The 15,117-nt window shown below is 63.4% G+C and carries 15 protein-coding genes; 9 read left to right on the forward strand and 6 right to left on the reverse strand.

Annotation, left to right across the window (positions count from 1 at the left end; genetic code table 11):
- Positions 1 to 34: 34 nt before the first annotated feature.
- The 4 genes from AB4037_RS19310 to AB4037_RS19325 all read left to right on the forward strand — a co-directional run bounded on the left by AB4037_RS19310 (position 35) and on the right by AB4037_RS19325 (position 4,822).
- The gene (locus AB4037_RS19310) at positions 35 to 694 is read left to right on the forward strand and encodes a GntR family transcriptional regulator (protein WP_434955893.1); all 660 of its coding nucleotides are present in this window, start codon (positions 35 to 37) and stop codon (positions 692 to 694) included.
- A 639-nt stretch (positions 695 to 1,333) separates the two neighbouring features.
- On the forward strand, positions 1,334 to 3,130 hold the full coding sequence (locus AB4037_RS19315; RefSeq protein WP_441772608.1) for an autotransporter outer membrane beta-barrel domain-containing protein: 1,797 nt from the start codon (positions 1,334 to 1,336) through the stop codon (positions 3,128 to 3,130).
- Positions 3,131 to 3,293: 163 nt separating this feature from the next.
- Positions 3,294 to 4,028, forward strand: coding sequence for a FadR/GntR family transcriptional regulator (locus AB4037_RS19320; RefSeq protein WP_441772609.1), 735 nt, complete (start codon positions 3,294 to 3,296; stop codon positions 4,026 to 4,028).
- Positions 4,025 to 4,822 carry an inositol monophosphatase family protein gene (locus AB4037_RS19325; RefSeq protein ID WP_441772610.1) on the forward strand — a complete coding sequence of 266 codons (798 nt, stop codon included), beginning with the start codon at positions 4,025 to 4,027 and terminating at the stop codon, positions 4,820 to 4,822. The genes AB4037_RS19320 and AB4037_RS19325 overlap by 4 nt, the downstream gene beginning before the upstream one ends.
- Before the next feature lie 13 nt (positions 4,823 to 4,835).
- Here AB4037_RS19325 and AB4037_RS19330 read toward each other — a convergent pair whose 3' ends face one another.
- On the reverse strand, positions 4,836 to 5,225 hold the full coding sequence (locus tag AB4037_RS19330) for a hypothetical protein (protein WP_441772611.1): 390 nt from the start codon (positions 5,223 to 5,225) through the stop codon (positions 4,836 to 4,838).
- 11 nt (positions 5,226 to 5,236) lie between these two features.
- Positions 5,237 to 6,619, reverse strand: a complete 1,383-nt coding sequence (locus AB4037_RS19335; RefSeq protein ID WP_441772612.1) for an MFS transporter — start codon at positions 6,617 to 6,619, stop codon at positions 5,237 to 5,239.
- 112 nt (positions 6,620 to 6,731) lie between these two features.
- Between AB4037_RS19335 and AB4037_RS19340 the strand changes: the two genes are divergently transcribed.
- From AB4037_RS19340 to AB4037_RS19360, 5 genes are all read left to right on the forward strand, one after another.
- Positions 6,732 to 7,670 (forward strand): LysR family transcriptional regulator, encoded by a 939-nt coding sequence (locus AB4037_RS19340; RefSeq protein WP_441772613.1) that lies wholly within the window; start codon positions 6,732 to 6,734, stop codon positions 7,668 to 7,670.
- Between the two features lie 219 nt (positions 7,671 to 7,889).
- Positions 7,890 to 8,864, forward strand: a complete 975-nt coding sequence (locus AB4037_RS19345; RefSeq protein ID WP_441772614.1) for an MBL fold metallo-hydrolase — start codon at positions 7,890 to 7,892, stop codon at positions 8,862 to 8,864.
- Between the two features lie 31 nt (positions 8,865 to 8,895).
- The gene (locus tag AB4037_RS19350) at positions 8,896 to 9,360 is read left to right on the forward strand and encodes a tetratricopeptide repeat protein (protein WP_441772615.1); all 465 of its coding nucleotides are present in this window, start codon (positions 8,896 to 8,898) and stop codon (positions 9,358 to 9,360) included.
- A 59-nt stretch (positions 9,361 to 9,419) separates the two neighbouring features.
- Positions 9,420 to 9,866, forward strand: coding sequence for a DoxX family protein (locus AB4037_RS19355; RefSeq protein WP_434955884.1), 447 nt, complete (start codon positions 9,420 to 9,422; stop codon positions 9,864 to 9,866).
- 266 nt (positions 9,867 to 10,132) lie between these two features.
- Complete coding sequence (locus AB4037_RS19360) at positions 10,133 to 10,558, forward strand: DUF3592 domain-containing protein (protein ID WP_441772616.1); 426 nt, start codon at positions 10,133 to 10,135, stop codon at positions 10,556 to 10,558.
- Between the two features lies 1 nt (position 10,559).
- Here the strand turns inward: AB4037_RS19360 and AB4037_RS19365 are convergent, their stop codons facing one another.
- The 4 genes from AB4037_RS19365 to speB all read right to left on the reverse strand — a co-directional run bounded on the left by AB4037_RS19365 (position 10,560) and on the right by speB (position 14,876).
- Complete coding sequence (locus AB4037_RS19365) at positions 10,560 to 12,059, reverse strand: hypothetical protein (RefSeq protein ID WP_441772617.1); 1,500 nt, start codon at positions 12,057 to 12,059, stop codon at positions 10,560 to 10,562.
- Between the two features lie 86 nt (positions 12,060 to 12,145).
- Positions 12,146 to 12,781 (reverse strand): phosphoribosylglycinamide formyltransferase, encoded by a 636-nt coding sequence (purN, locus tag AB4037_RS19370; protein WP_441772618.1) that lies wholly within the window; start codon positions 12,779 to 12,781, stop codon positions 12,146 to 12,148.
- Entirely contained in the window at positions 12,778 to 13,851 is a 1,074-nt protein-coding gene (gene purM, locus AB4037_RS19375) for a phosphoribosylformylglycinamidine cyclo-ligase (protein ID WP_441772651.1), read from the reverse strand. Before purM ends, purN begins: the two co-directional genes overlap by 4 nt.
- A 41-nt stretch (positions 13,852 to 13,892) precedes the next feature.
- On the reverse strand, positions 13,893 to 14,876 hold the full coding sequence (gene speB / locus AB4037_RS19380) for an agmatinase (protein WP_441772619.1): 984 nt from the start codon (positions 14,874 to 14,876) through the stop codon (positions 13,893 to 13,895).
- Between the last annotated feature and the right edge of the window lie 241 nt (positions 14,877 to 15,117).

The following is a 15,117-nucleotide window of genomic DNA, read 5'->3' on the forward strand; positions in this document are numbered from 1 at the left end:
TGGGAGTCGTACGAAATTGCGGAGGATATCGGCCATGAGCGAAAAACCCGCGACCCGCCTGCGCAACCAGATCGAAGAAGAAATCGCCACAGGGGTGTCCAAGCCCGGCGACAGGCTCGACGAGGTCTCGCTGGCGGCCAGATTCGGGGTGTCGCGGACGCCGATCCGCGAGGCTCTCCAGCAATTGGCGGCTGCCGGTCTGGTCGAGATCCGCCCGCACCGTGGCGCCATCGTCAGCGCCCCCGATCCCAAGCGCCTGATCGACATGTTCAGCCTGATGGCCGAATTTGAGGCGATCTGCGGGCGCCTGGCCGCCCGCCGCCTGCTACCGAGCGACGAGGCCGCGCTGGGAGAGACGCTTGAAGCCTGCCGCAAGGCGGCCGACAGCGGCGACATGGACGTCTATTACTACGAGAACGAACGCTTCCACCGCGCCATCTATGTGGCCAGCGGCAATGACTTCATCGCCGAGCAGGCCATCGCCCTGCACAAACGCCTCGCTCCCTTCCGCCGCCTACAGCTCCGTGTACGCAACCGCATGCGCACCTCGCTGGCCGAGCACGAAGCCATCGTCGACGCCCTGCTGGCTGGCGATAGTGCCCTCGCCTCCACACGCCTCTATGATCACGTCGCGGTGCAGGGCGAACGTTTCACCGATCTGATCGCCTCGCTCAACCGCGCGGCTGCGGAATAAGAAAACCTCGCACTACAAATCAGGTGCTTTGAAGCCGCCACTCGCCGACAAGGCTGCCTTGGCTTGTCACCGCGACCATCTTTTCCATTCTTCATATTATTCATACTATTGTCACGCGCCGTCCCTATGAAGCATCTCATCGAGCAAGCACCCCGCCATCCTACCCATCGGACGGGACGGATGGCATCGAGGCAGCCTGCTCGTGACCGCGCCTAGTGACCACCGATAGGAATTCTTACTCAGCCCGCTATTTCGCCGAGATCACATCATCCGCACAGCGGATGCCGGTATATGTCTTCAAGCCGATGCTTTGATTGTACCTGACACGCGCCGGTCCGATTTCATCTGTACTGGCGCGTCTCCTCCAAATCCTCGCCAATATCCAGGGCCGGGCTGGTGCCGCCGCCGGCCGGGATGTTTCGTCATAGTCGCATTTTCGCACGTCATCGCCGGCCGCAAGGCCGGCGGGCGCCGCTGTGCACTCACAAAAACCTGCCCCGAGAGATCGAAACCATGCCTGCCACACCGTTTGATACGTCGAGCAAACCGCCTGAGAAGACTACCTTCGCTCCCATCGCCTGTGCCGGACTCCGCCCTTGGCTCAGCAGAACCGCCTGGCCATGCCTCGTCGGTCTGTCGATGCTCGGTGCCACCAGCCTGCCCGCGCTGGCGGTGGAACCCTGGATCATGGTCGAGAAATCACTGTTCTCGGGCGTCGATGCCTCACGCGGCCAGGGCGTCACCACCGACGGCACCAATTGGTATTTTTCCGGCACCAATGCCCTGGAAATGACCAACGGCTCCTTCGATCCGAAATTGCTGGTTACCTCAGCCATTCCAGATGCGCTGAAGAATCCCTCCCAATATTCCGATATCGGGCTCAACCATATCGGCGACATCGACTATGCCGACGGCAAGCTCTACATCTCTTTGGACACGAGCAACCGCTCGCCGACCACCAATGGCAAATATGAAAGGCCGGTCTTCGCGATCTATGACGCGAAAACACTGACCTATCTCGGCCAGGCTTTTCCGCTCAATCCTCCGCATGGCACGCATGACATCGCCAGTTGGGTGGCCGTCGACGCCAAGAACGGCGTCGGCTACGGCATGGCCTATGAAAATGCAACGGAACTCGCCGTCTACAACCTTTCAGACTGGTCGTTCCAGAAATACATTCCCCTGTCCCAGACCATCGATCAGGCCCAGGGTGGCAAGATCTTCAACGGCTGGATGTATTTTTCGACCGATAATGACCAGAAGCTGATCTATCGCGCCAATCTCGTGACCGGCCAGGTCGAGCTCATCGGCAATCTCAAGACCAATGGCGAGCAGGAAGTCGAAGGCCTGGTCTTCAAGAACACGCCCGACGGCTGGTCGATGCACATCCTGAATCGCGAGGAAGATCCGAACCATCCCGGCCAGACCGCAATCGGCTTCTACCGCTATGTGCGTCCCTACGGAAATGCGCTCTCGGGCGAGATCCATGCCGATATCAAGGGCGCCTTCCTCGAGGATAGCCGCTACCCACGCGATGCCGCCAACCGACGCCTGCGCTCGGCCTTCGGCGGTATCGCCGGAACGTCAGGCGGCGCGGCCATAGGCAACACCGACGGCATCGTCGTCTGGGGCACGCCCTTCGCCGCCACCGGCCGGGCCAAGGGTTCGGGCGACGCCGCCTCCTTCGACCGCACCAGCGGCGGCTTCGTCGGCGGTATCGACGCGCCGGTCGGGGACTGGCGCGTGGGCGTCCTCGCCGGCTACAGCCATACGAGTTTCGACGTCTCCGCCCGGACCTCCGACGGCTCCAGCAACAACTATCAGCTCGGCCTCTATGGCGGCACGCAATGGGGCCGGCTCGGTTTTCGTACCGGCGCCATCTATGGCTGGCATAATGTCGACACCAAGCGCGATGTCGTATTCCCGGCCTTCCGCGAAAGGCTTTCGGGGCAGTACAATGCTGCGACGGCACAGGCCTTCGGTGAGCTCAGCTATCGCTTCGATCTCGGTCGGAGCGCCTTTGAGCCTTTCGCCAATCTCGCTTATGTCCATCTGGACACGCAAGGCTTTGCCGAGAAGGGCGGCACCACAGCGGCGCTGACCAGCCAGAAGAGTTCGGCGGACACCGTTTACACCACATTGGGGCTCCATGCCTCGACCGGCTTCGACGTCGCCGGGACCACGCTGACCCTGCGCGGCACGCTCGGCTGGCAGCACGCCTTCGACGACGTGACCCAGAATGCGAAGCTCGCCTTCAACAATGGTTCGTCCTTCACGATAGCGGGCGCGCCGCTCGCCAAGGATGCGCTGGCGGTCGAGGCTGGCGTCGACATCGCGCTCGCGCCCAACACAACTTTGGGAGCCTCCTATTCCGGCCAGCTTGCCAGCCACACCCAGGGCCATGCCTTCAAGGTCAATCTCGACATGAAGCTGTGATCTGAAGGATACCGGCGCGGTGAGGATTGGACGAGGCAGCTTGGTCAAGGCTAGTTTGCCATGCCACCTCACCGCCATCGTCCCAAGCTGCTTATCCGCGGCGTGATACGCCGCTAACGGGAATAGAATGAAGAATGCAGCCTTTCCTTCCAAGGTTTCACCCATGAGCTCTCTGGGAGGGAACGCCACCGGCACCAGCCTCTATTCGCGCCTTCTCAACGACATCGGCCAGAGCATCGTGCGGGGCGACCTCGCCCCGGGCGATCAATTGCCGAATGCCGATGACTGGAGTGCCGCCCATGGCGTGAGCCGCACGGTGCTGCGAGAGGTCGTCAAGGTGCTCGCCAATAAAGGCATGGTGGAGATGCGCCCCAAGGTGGGCACGCGCGTGCGCGCCAGAGAGGACTGGAACTTCCTGGACCCCGACGTGCTGGTCTGGCGCTACGGGCCGAGAACCACGGCCGAGGAGGCCCGTTCCCTGTTCGAGCTGCGGCGCGCCATCGAGCCGATGGCCGCCGCCTTGGCCGCCGAGAGGGCGACCGATGAGCAGGTCGCGCAGTTGCGCCTCCTGCTCTCGCGAATGCAGCAGGCCGGCGACGACAGCGAACGCTTCGCCATACCCGATCTCGCCTTCCATCAAGCCATCCTGCGCATGTCCGGCAATGAGCTGATCGGCTCCCTCGCCGCGCTGATCGAGACCGCCTTGGTCATCAGCTTTCGCCTGACGGACGACAATCCCGAGGGCCAGAGCCACTCGCTCGCCCTGCACCAGGCGGTCGTCGACAACATTGCAAAGCGAGATCCGATCGCGACCGCCAAGGCCATCACCTCCTTGCTCGACGAGGCGGAGGAGGACGTGAAACGCTCCCTGGTGGCAAGGCGCGAGCGGAAATCGTGATCGGCGACGACATCGACCGGCGGCATCGCTTCGCTCAGGACTGCGCCCGGCAGGCCGGAGCGATCGCGCGTCGCTACTTCCGCTCCGACGAGGCGCTGTCCAGCTTCGAAAAAGGCCGGCACGATCCGGTGACCCAGGCCGATTTGGAAATCGATCGTTTCCTGATCGATCAACTTGCCGGTGCGTTCCCGGCCGATGGCATACTGACCGAAGAAACCGGCGGCTCGCCCGCACGCCATCTGTGGGTCATCGATCCGATCGACGGCACGCTGAACTTTGCCCGCGGCATCGCCCACTTCGCCGTGTCGATCGCCTTTTGCGTCGACGGCAGGACGGAGAGCGGCGTCGTTTACGATCCGATCGCTGACGAGATCTTCAGCGCCCGGCGCGGCCAGGGCGCCTTTTGCAACGGGAGCCCCATCAGCGTTCGCACGACACGTGGTCCCTCCGATGCCGTTGTCGATGCGGGATATTCGCTTCGGCACCCCACCGCCTACTATCTCGGGCTGATCGGCCGCCTCCTCGCAAACGATTATGCCTTCGTCCAGAACGGCTCGGCGGCGATGGGGCTCGCCCAGGTCGCCTGCGGCCGTATCGACGGCTTTTGCGAGCTCTCCCTCAAGAGCTGGGACGTGCTCGCCGGCCTGCTCCTGGTCGAGGAATCTGGCGGTTGGGCCAGCGATTTTCCGCGCGGACCTGGCCTGCTGCAGGACCACAAGGTCCTCGCCTGTACCCGGGCTATTCGCCAATCCCTGCAAGATCTCCTGCAGGCGGAACAGGCTTGGCCAGCGTGATCGCGCCACCGCCTCAGAGGCACGGCGTTTCCTGCAGACGCAGCCATTGCACGGAGCCCCGTGCGTCACGCGTGAAGACGGCGGTCGATCGCCGCATGGTGGTCCCACCCGAGGCGCTCTCCTGCCGCTCGCGATAGGAGACGACGGCCCCGTCCTCGTTGCCGAGCAGCGTCTCCAGCTCGTCGATCACGATCCGCAATCCGGGCCGACTGCCGCGAGCCTGAATGAAAAAGGTTTGCAAGCCCTCATAGTCGATCTGCGCTCCTGAGAGGGTCACCATGGTGAAGGCAGGCGAGAAGCGCTCGAGCAAACTGGAGAAGTGCGTTTCATTTCCCTCTCCCGACAGCCACAGACGGATTTCGACACAGGTGTCGATGACTTCCTGGGCAAAGCATGTATGCATGTTTGGTCTCCTTATTCGGTTTCGGAACGGACCACATGGCCCAGCAGGCGCCGGGCCTGGAGGTTCGGTAGCCGGAGGATCGCCGGCAGGGGCAGGAGCGAAAGCGCCGCGGCCGCGACAAAGGCATGGAGATAGGCCTGCGATGGCGCCGACGGGCCCAGTGTCCCCGCGAAGCTGCCGACGAGGCAGCTCATCACCGCGACGCCGAGGCAGAAGCTCAACTGGCGATTGATGTTCCACAGCGCGCTGGCCTGGCCCATCTGCCGATGCGGCACGTCGAGAAAGGCCGCACTCTGAGCCGCGCTCGAACACAGGCTGCCGCCGAACCCCATCGCGAGATAGGCTGGGATCAGCCAGTCACCACTGGCGCAGAGCAGCAGGATGCCCCCCGCTTGGACCAGCATCCCGGCCACGAGCAGGGGCACCGGCCCTGATCGGGAAATCGCGAGACGCGTGCAGGAGATCGCTGCGAAAGCCGCGATCGACCAGGGAATCATCAGGGCTCCCGTCTGGGAAGCCGTGAGTCCGAGCTCGCCCTGGAGATGGAGGGAGGCGACCAGGTTCACGCCAACGAAAACGCCGGGTACGCACAGATAGACGATGGCCGGGCCACGCAGCAGTGGTCGCGACAGCAGCCTGAGCTCCAGCAAGGGCCGTGACCTGCCCAAAGCGCGCCTGACATGGAGTGTCCCGGCTAGAATGGCGATGCCGATGGCGACGCTTGCGAGCCAGGCCTGCTCGCCTTCACCGAGCCAGGTCAGCCCGAGCAGAAGCGCGACCAGGGCGGTGATACTGGTCGCCAATCCGGAGACGTCGAGGGGACCTGGATCCTCCTGGCGCTCCGTTCTCGGCAGCCAGAGCTGCACGAGGCAGATGGCGAGACCGGCCACGGGCAGCATGCCGATGAAGATCCAGCGCCAGGACAGGAAATCGACGGCGACGCCTCCGATCGCCGGCGACAGGGCGGGGACGATCAGGGCAACCATCATCACCAGGGATGTCAGCCCGGCGCGCTGACTCGACGGATAGGCGCGGTAGGCCATCGCCTGCCCGACCGGGATCAGCGCGCCGCCTCCCAGTCCCTGCGCCAGGCGCCAGGCCAGCAAGGCAGCGAGGGACCCTGCAACAGCCGAACCGCCTGCCCCGAGCGCAAACACACCGAGGGACACCAGCAAGACCCGACGCTCGCCCCAGCGCGCAGCCATCCAGGCGTCGAGCGGGATCACCACGGTCAGGCCGAGCATATAGGCATTGCCGGTCCAGGCCAATTGCGCCGGCGATGCCTGCAATTCCCGCCCGAGAGCCGGATAGGCCGCGTTGACGACGAACATGTTGGCGAGGTCGAGGCCGAAACCCAGCAGGTAGACGATAGCAATTTTTGAACGAACCGACATGACCGACATGGAGAGCTGATGAACTGCCCCAGACCTAGCGATTGCCAATACGATAAATAAGTCGAATAATTGGACAATATTAGCGTATTATTTTTGACAATGGAGAACGAGTTTGATCAGCCTCGGCCGTCTCGAAATCTTCCGTGCCGTGGTGGAGACTGGTTCCTTTACGGCTGCCGCCGCCCGTATCGGCCAGGCCCGCGCGGTGGTAAGCTTCAACGTCAAGCAGCTTGAAGGGGATCTCGGCGTTCCCCTGTTCAGCCGCACCACGCGGCGCGTAGTGCCGACGGCGGCAGGCGAGCGTTTCTACGCGCGTTGCGTCGACATGCTGGAGACCGCGCGTCTCGCCATTGAGGAGGCGCGCGGCGAGCATGCGGATCTCACCGGAACCCTGCGCCTCACCACCACGGTGGAATACGGTTTGACGCGGATCGTGCCGGCATTGCAGGCCTTCATGCGCCTGCATCCGGCCCTCCGGGTCCAGATCGAGACGCATTCCCTCGAGACCGATCTCGTGCGCGAGCGTTTCGACGTGGCCATCCGCCTGGGAGAGCTGAGCCGGTTGCGCGATCTCGGCTACAAGGCCGTCCGCCTGGACACATTCGAGATGCGTCCCGTCATCGCACCCGACCTGCTTGCCGCATCGGGCCGAAAACGCATCGACACGCTGGCGGCGCTCGACGACTATCCGCGGCTCGGGCATCGGCGTTTGGAGCAGGTGCCTGCCTGGGACCTGAAGGATCGTGCCGGTGGCAGCCATGCCTATCGGCCGGCCGGCGAACCATGCCTTCTCGCCGACAACGCTTCGATCCTGCGCGCCTTTGCCCTGCGGGGCGCTGGCTTTGCCCTGCTGCCGCAATGGCTCGTCCAGGACGATCTGGCTTCCGGGCGTTTGCTCGACGCATTGCCGGACTATCGCTTTCCCGCCCAGAATGTCTATGCGCTCTACCCGGCCGCAGGACAGCTGCCACGCAAGGTGCGCAGTTGGATCGACTTTCTGAAAGCCCATCTTGCCCGCTCTTCCGCTTCAGGCAGCGAACGGAGCGCATGAGGCGTCGGAAGGGCACGGCGACCGCGCCCTACATCGAGGGATGAAACGGTCGAGTTCGATCTCCAAGGCCTGGCGCGCCGACAACACGAATCCCGGAGATCGAAAAAACTTTGCGACGGACGGGAATAATTCCATGCGTCCCCAGGTCTGGTCACTCAGCGGAGGCACTGACAGGCAGTGCAACCGTCCGGCATGAGCCGTTGAACAGGAGTGACCAGAATGCTGAAGATGACGCGCCGTTCGGTGCTGGGTTCTGCGGCGGCAGCCGCAGCGTTCGGCCTGGCGGGAAAACTTGAATTCATAGCCCCTGCCCTCGCCCAGACGCCCGTCGAGCCAAGCATGGGCTTCTACAAATACAAGGTCGGATCCATCGAGGTGACGGCCATCTATGATGGCATTTGGCGCAAGCCCCACGACCCGACCTTCATCAAGAACGCATCGGTGGAAGATACCAAGGCGGCCTTGTCCAAGGCCGGCCTGACCACCGAGTTCATGCCGATCCCTCTCACGGTGGTCGTGCTCAAGGTCAATGACAAGTTGATCATGATGGATGCCGGCTCGGGTGTCGGACAATGGCAGGCCAATGCCACGCATCTGCCGGCCAACATGGCCGCAGCCGGTATCGACTACAAGGCCATCGACACCATCATGATCTCGCATTTCCATCCCGATCATGTGTGGGGGTTGATGGAAAAGGGCACCAATGCGCCCGTCTTCCCCAATGCGGAACTGATCGTCAGCGCCGCCGAATACAATTGGTGGACGGACCCGTCGCGCGTCGAGAAGCTGGCGGAAGGGCGGCGACCCGCCGGCAAGCGCATCGTCGAAAACTTTCCGAAATGGAAGAACTGGAAGCTGGTGCAGGACGGGGCCGAAGTCGCGCCCGGCATCCAGATCCTGTCGGCGCCCGGCCACACGCCAGGACACTCCGTCTATCTCATGGGTTCCGGCAACGAGCAGTTCATGGTCTCGGCCGACATCATGTATGTGCCCGCTCTGCTTGCCCCCCACCCGGACTGGCAAGGCGCCTATGACCAGGATGGTCCGATGGCCATCGGAACACGGCGCAAGCTCATCGACCGGGTGATCGCCGACAACATCAGGATCTGCGGCTCGCATTTCCCATTCCCCGGCAGCGGCACCTTCGTGAAGGACGGCAATGCCTACGGCTTCACGCCGACCGCACAGCTCTGAAAACCGACATTCCGCCATCAGGAGAAAAACCATGCTGAAATATGCAGTCGCGACAGCGGTGGCCACGCTGGCACTGGCCGCGGTCACCACCACGCTGCTCTCGATACCCGCCTATGCCGTCGACAATATCGAATCCACCGACGCGCCGGACCTGACATCCGTCAAGGCCAAGATCGAAGCCAAGAACTATACCGGCGCCCTGGAGGAACTGCGGGGCCTGGCCGAAGATACCCAGCAGGCCGATGTCTACAACCTGCTCGGCTTCACACTGCGCAAGACCGGCGACTACAAAACGGCGCTGACCTATTATACCAAGGCGCTGGAACTGCAGCCTGGTCATAAGGCCGCCCGAGAATATCTCGGTGAGCTCTATGTCGAGACCGGCGACGTCGACAAGGCCAAGATGCAATTGTCGGAACTCGGCAGGCTGTGTCCCCAGGGCTGCGAGGAACTCGAGGACCTGCAGAAAGCCATCGACACCAAGGTGACGAAATGACGTGTGAGCCGGCAGGCGTCGACGCGCCTGCCGCCCTTTTTCGGTCGGAGGTGGCTGCGATGACTCAAATCAGCAAGATCAAGGCAGGACTCACCAATGCCGTGCTCCTCGCCGGCAGATTGCTGCTCGCCTTGATCTTCGTTCACGAAGGGACAACCCTGGCGATGCATTTCACGGGCACCGTCCAGGCCATGGCCGTGGTCGGCATCAGCGCCCCTATGGTCGTCGGCGTCATAGCACTGCAATTGGGGGCGGGCCTGGCCCTCGCTCTCGGCATTCTTGCCCGTATCGGCGCCATTCTGCTCGGCCTGTTCTGCCTCGCCACGGCGACGCTTTTCCATATGGACTTTTCAAGCCAGAACGAATTGCTGCATTTCGAGAAGGACCTCGCCATCGCCGGCGGCATGTTCGTCCTGTCGATTGCAGGATCCGGCAGCTTTTCATTGGATCGGTTGCTGCGGCAACTGCCCTCGCTGCCCAGTCCTTTGAGGCGGATCCTGTTCTAGGGCGACAGCCGTCAGATTGCGAACCCGGAATATCGTCATTGCGAGCGCAGCGAAGCAATCCGGTCTTGGGTATGCGGCAAATCTGGATTGCTTCGCTGCGCTCGCAATGACGTCTGCTTCACGGCGTGAACATGGAAGCGCGACTGCACTGCTAAAACGAAACGCATTCCCGCCGGGCCGCTTGCCGGCCGATCTCGCAACCCGCCTGTTCCCTCGGAGCGGCAAGTGCCGTAAACCCCGGACATCGGAATTGTGACTGGAATGACATGATGGTGAGTGTGCGACGTGTCCGAGGCCCGGCAGCCCTGTCGATCGTGGGGCGTAGCTTCCTCATCCTGGGCTTCGCCGGGCTGCTTGCCGCCCCGGTGCTCGGCATGAGCGAATGGCGCAGCCCTCGTACGGCCTCGGCCGCCGGCACCATCGTCTCGGTCAATCCCTATCCGGTCGTCAGTTTTTCGACACCGCAAGGCAGTGTCATCCGCTTCACCAACCTCGTGCGCAGTTCCCTCCTGCGCGAAGGCGACAGCGTGACCGTCGCCTATAATCCGGCCATTCCGACCGACGCCACGCTCGACGGCCTGCTCGGGCGCTGGTTCTTCACAGGCCTTGCCGCCTTGCTCGGCACGGCCTTTCTGTTGGGGGGCGGCCTCACGACCTTCATCGGCCGCAGGCGCACCGCCGACAAGACTTGACTTAGTCCGGCTGTGGCAGGCGGAAGACCTGGTCGTTGACCTTCACGCTATGCGTGACGATGTCGTACGAGACGTTCCAGACCAGTTGCCCGTTCGCCTCTTCCTTGGCGAGTCCCTTCACGAAGGAGAGGAAGAACACCACTTTACGCGCATCCTCGATATCGGCCTTGCCGAGATTCTCCATCACCGCGTCGAAGCCGGTGGCGGATACCGAAAGGCTGGCCGTCGGCTCGGGATTGACCGCCGCGCTGCCATCCCCCTTCAAGGTGTAGCCGGGAGCGGTGATGTCGAAATTGACTTTGTAATTGAGGTCGCCGTCGAGCAGCCGCGTCATCAGCGCCACCGCCATCATCTTGCTGAAGGGCGGATCCTGCGTGGCATCGAGGCCCCGGATCAGCACGTCTGCCATGCCGTCGAGGCCGTTCAGGGACAGCTTGGTGGCGTAGTTCGCCTGGGCCGGGATCAGCGAGCGGGCCCATTCGGGCACCACGACGTCAGGAATCTCGAGGCCGGAATAGTTCAGTGCGTCGGAATAGTAGCCCTGCTTCACCAGGCCGGTGAGCCCGTAGGCCTGCTGGGCCTTGCCCAGCTTGACCTGGCCGAACGGCAGGGTGACCACGAGGTCTTCGATGTGGGACGTGCTCGAAACCTCCTGCCAGAACGGCAAGGCGGCTCGCAGCTTGGTCTTGAGGTCGTCCTGCGCCAGGACGATCTGCCCCTTGGAGGGGTGCTCGCGCAGGAAGGCAACGAGATCATAGATCGCCGCGAAGCGCATACCGGTGGCCGAAAACGTCTGCTGGCCGCCGGCCAGTTCGAACGATACCGGGAATTGCTGATCCTTCTTGTCCTGGACCTTGCCCTTCAGCCCTTGCAACTCGCTGTCGAACTTGACGTCGACGCCGTCGTTCGCATCGGGCTTGCTGCTGGTCGCAAAGCCGAACTTGCCGGTCGACAGATCAATGTCGGCATCATGATTGCGAACCGTCGCGGCGCTGCCGTCGCAGCCGGCCGTCAGGGTCGCAAAGCTCATCAGCTTGGGAGCGAACACACCCTGGCTGGCGCAGGCGGTGAAATTCAGGCTGCCGGTCTCCGGGCTTTCCTTCCAGACCCGGCTCCAGGCCACGGCAATGGGCGCCGGGCCGCTCTTCACAGCCCAATTGCCGTCAGCCTGCGGCGTCAGGCGCACCACGTAAGGATTGATGCGCAAGACCTCGGCGACGCCCTTGCCCTTGGCGGCGTCGAGCTTGGTGCCATCGAAGGAAAGGGTCACATCGTAACCGTCGTCTTTGGGCGCGATAGCGATGAAGCCCTTTTCGAACGGCACGGAGCCGATATAGGACTGGAAGGTCTCGGTCAGTTTGCGCGCGCCTTCCGCCGTGGCCGGTTCGGCCGAGGCAGATGTAGCACTGGTGAGGGCCAACAGGACGGCGCAGCACGCAGCGGCTGATGACAGCGCCGTTTCCCTCTTCATGCGAAGCGCGACACCGTTCATGATCGACATTCTGGCTCCTCGAAAATCCTAAATGAGAAAAACTGGGTCAAAGACAGTTCGGGTCGGACAATAGGGTGGCGACGCGGTCGCCGATGTCACTCGCAGAACAGCAGATCGCCGGGGGCGATCTCGACGCGCTCGCCCATGACCGGTGCCTCACCACGCGCCACACGGGCGAGAGCTGCCGGATACAGTTTGTGCTCGGCAAGCAGCACGCGCGCAGCAAGATCCGAAGCCGTGTCGCCGGACAGCACGCGCACTGCCGCCTGCGCAATGATCGGCCCCTCATCCATGCCGGGCGTGACATAGTGGACGGTGCAGCCATGCAGGCGCACCCCGGCCTCGAGCGCGCGCTCATGGGTGGCAAGCCCCGGAAAGGCCGGCAGCAGGGCCGGATGGATGTTGATCATGCGCCCGGTCCAGCTTTGCACGAAAGGCGCCGTCATCAACCGCATGAATCCTGCCAGCACCACAAGATCGACGACATGGGCTTCCAGCCGCGCTTCCAGCGCCGCCTCGAAATCGGAGCGGCTGGCAAAAGCCTTGTGGTCCACAGCTTCGGCGGCGATGCCGGCCTCGCGTGCCCGAGCCAGGCCTTGCGCTCCTGGGCGATTTGAAATAACCGCAACGATATCAACTGGATATGCCGGATCCCTCGCAGCTTCGATGAGCGCGGCCATGTTGGAACCGCGCCCCGAGATCAGGATGGCGGCGCGCTTGCGTCCCTTCATAGCGACAGCGTGCCGCGATAGCCGACGCGTTCGGCGCCGTCCTGCGTCACCACAGTGCCGAGACGGACCGGCGGCAGGCCTGCTTCGGCGAGAGCAGCTTCGACGGCCTCTGCATCGGCCGCGGCCGTGACGACAATCATGCCGATGCCGCAATTGAAGGTACGCAGCATCTCATGCGCTTCGACGCCACCCGTGCGCGACAGCCAGCCGAATACCGGCGGCGGGGTGAAGGACGAGAGGTCGATGGACGCGGCGATGCCATCCGGCAGCACGCGCGGGATGTTGTCCGGGAAGCCGCCGCCGGTGATGTGGGCGAGCGCCTTGACAGAAGAGCCCGTCGCCTTCAGCGCCGCCAGCAACGGCCTGACATAGATGCGCGTCGGCGTCAGCAGCGCTTCGCCGAGAGTCTTGCCCTCGGCGAAAGGCGCCAGAGCGTCCCAGCCGAGACCCGAGAGCTCGACGATCTTGCGGATGAGCGAATAGCCGTTGGAATGCGGGCCTGAGGAAGCCAGGCCGAGGATGACATCACCTTCGGCCACGCTGCCGCGCGGCAGGATGGCATCGCGCTCCACGGCGCCGACCGCGAAACCGGCGAGGTCATAGTCACCATCGGCATACATGCCCGGCATTTCGGCGGTCTCGCCGCCGATCAGGGCGCAGCCGGCATCCTTGCAGCCTTCGGCGATGCCCTTGACGATGGCAACGCCCTGCCCCGGCGCCAGCTTGCCGGTGGCGAAATAATCGAGGAAGAACAGCGGCTCGGCGCCCTGCACCACCAGATCGTTGACCGACATCGCCACCAGGTCGATGCCGACAGTGTCGTGGATGCCGGTCTCGATCGCGACTTTCAGCTTGGTGCCGACGCCGTCATTGGCCGCGACCAGGACAGGATCCTTGAAGCCGCAGGCCTTGAGATCGAACAGGCCGCCGAAGCCGCCGATCTCGGCATCGGCGCCGACGCGGCGAGTGGCGCGGACCAGGGGCTTGATGGCATCGACCATGGCATTGCCGGCATCGATATCGACACCGGCGTCGGCGTAGGTCAGCGAGTTCTTGCGTTCGTTGCTCATGGACGTCGGGTTCTTGGCCGTTGGGTTCTTGGGCGTCTTGCTCATGCCCCGGCTTTGCCCTGCTTCCGCTCGGCAATCAAGCCCAGATAATGCTGAAGCACCGTCGCGCCCGCAATCGAGGTGATATCGGCATGGTCATAGGCAGGTGCGACTTCCACCAGGTCGCAGCCGACGATGTCGAGAAAGCCGAGCCGGCGCAGGATCATCAGGGCCTGGCGCGACGAGGGACCGCCGGCGACAGGCGTGCCAGTGCCGGGCGCATAGGCCGGATCGAGGCAGTCGATGTCGAAGGTGATATAGGCTTTGGCATCGCCGACCCGCTGGCGGACACGCTCGACCACCTGGGCGACGCTGAGCGTTTCCAGATCCTCGCCATAGAGGATCTCGATGCCGCAATCATCCGGCGCATGGGTGCGGATGCCGATCTGGATGGAGCGCTCCGGCAGGATGATGCCCTCGCGCACGGCGCGCGCCACGAAGGAGCCGTGGTCGATGCGCCCTTCGTCGTCGTACCAGGTGTCCTGGTGGGCGTCGAAATGCACCAGCGCCATCGGACCATGCTTGGCGGCATGGGCCTTGAGCAACGGCCAGGTGACGTAGTGATCGCCGCCGATCGAGCATAGCATGGTGCCGGTGTCGATGATGTCGCGCGCCTGCGTCTCGATGCAGGCCGGGATCTCGCCGTGGCGCGCATAGTCGAAGGAGCAATCGCCATAGTCGACCACGGCGAGTTGCTCGAACGGATCGGCCTGGAAGGGATATTGCGGGTCGCCGTCGAAGATCGCCGAAGCGCGCCTCACCCCCTGGGGTCCGAAGCGGGCGCCGGGCCGGTTGGACACCGCCGCATCGAAGGGAATGCCCCAGACGGCAACGTCGATACCGGTCAGGTCACGCTGATAACGCCGGCGCATGAAGGACAGGATGCCTCCATAGGTCGGCTCGGTGGCGCCACCGAGCACCTCCTTGCGAAAGACGGCATTGTCGGTCGGGCGCGGGCGCTTGGGATCATCAGTGGGACCAGCCATGGGATTCTCCTCCAAGCAGAGTTTCCTGGTGAGGCCCACGGATGGGCCTCACCAGGAAACTCTGCAAATGTTGATATCTTGCAGATTCCTCCTGATTGCGCCCGTGGCCCGATCAGGAGGAATCTGCTTAGCGTTTTGCTTACGAATATCGCCCCTGGCTTTAAGGGCAATGCGTGACAAAGGGAATATGTCCGATGGCGTGGTTTCGGCCTCACATGGAGCCGTCGAGCCGGTTTCGTTG

The organism is Labrys sp. KB_33_2, assembly GCF_052114505.1.
Lineage (GTDB): Bacteria > Pseudomonadota > Alphaproteobacteria > Rhizobiales > Labraceae > Labrys.

Bases quoted from the DNA above. Each gene is read 5' to 3' on its own strand.
- AB4037_RS19310 (WP_434955893.1), top strand. From the start codon at position 35: ATGAGCGAAAAACCCGCGACCCGCCTGCGCAACCAGATCGAAGAAGAA.
- AB4037_RS19315 (WP_441772608.1), top strand. From the start codon at position 1,334: ATGCTCGGTGCCACCAGCCTGCCCGCGCTGGCGGTGGAACCCTGGATC.
- AB4037_RS19320 (WP_441772609.1), top strand. From the start codon at position 3,294: ATGAGCTCTCTGGGAGGGAACGCCACCGGCACCAGCCTCTATTCGCGC.
- AB4037_RS19330 (WP_441772611.1), bottom strand. From the start codon at position 5,225: ATGCATACATGCTTTGCCCAGGAAGTCATCGACACCTGTGTCGAAATC.
- AB4037_RS19335 (WP_441772612.1), bottom strand. From the start codon at position 6,619: ATGTCGGTTCGTTCAAAAATTGCTATCGTCTACCTGCTGGGTTTCGGC.
- AB4037_RS19345 (WP_441772614.1), top strand. From the start codon at position 7,890: ATGCTGAAGATGACGCGCCGTTCGGTGCTGGGTTCTGCGGCGGCAGCC.
- AB4037_RS19350 (WP_441772615.1), top strand. From the start codon at position 8,896: ATGCTGAAATATGCAGTCGCGACAGCGGTGGCCACGCTGGCACTGGCC.
- AB4037_RS19355 (WP_434955884.1), top strand. From the start codon at position 9,420: ATGACTCAAATCAGCAAGATCAAGGCAGGACTCACCAATGCCGTGCTC.
- AB4037_RS19360 (WP_441772616.1), top strand. From the start codon at position 10,133: ATGATGGTGAGTGTGCGACGTGTCCGAGGCCCGGCAGCCCTGTCGATC.
- AB4037_RS19365 (WP_441772617.1), bottom strand. From the start codon at position 12,059: ATGTCGATCATGAACGGTGTCGCGCTTCGCATGAAGAGGGAAACGGCG.
- purN (WP_441772618.1), bottom strand. From the start codon at position 12,781: ATGAAGGGACGCAAGCGCGCCGCCATCCTGATCTCGGGGCGCGGTTCC.
- purM (WP_441772651.1), bottom strand. From the start codon at position 13,851: ATGAGCAACGAACGCAAGAACTCGCTGACCTACGCCGACGCCGGTGTC.
- speB (WP_441772619.1), bottom strand. From the start codon at position 14,876: ATGGCTGGTCCCACTGATGATCCCAAGCGCCCGCGCCCGACCGACAAT.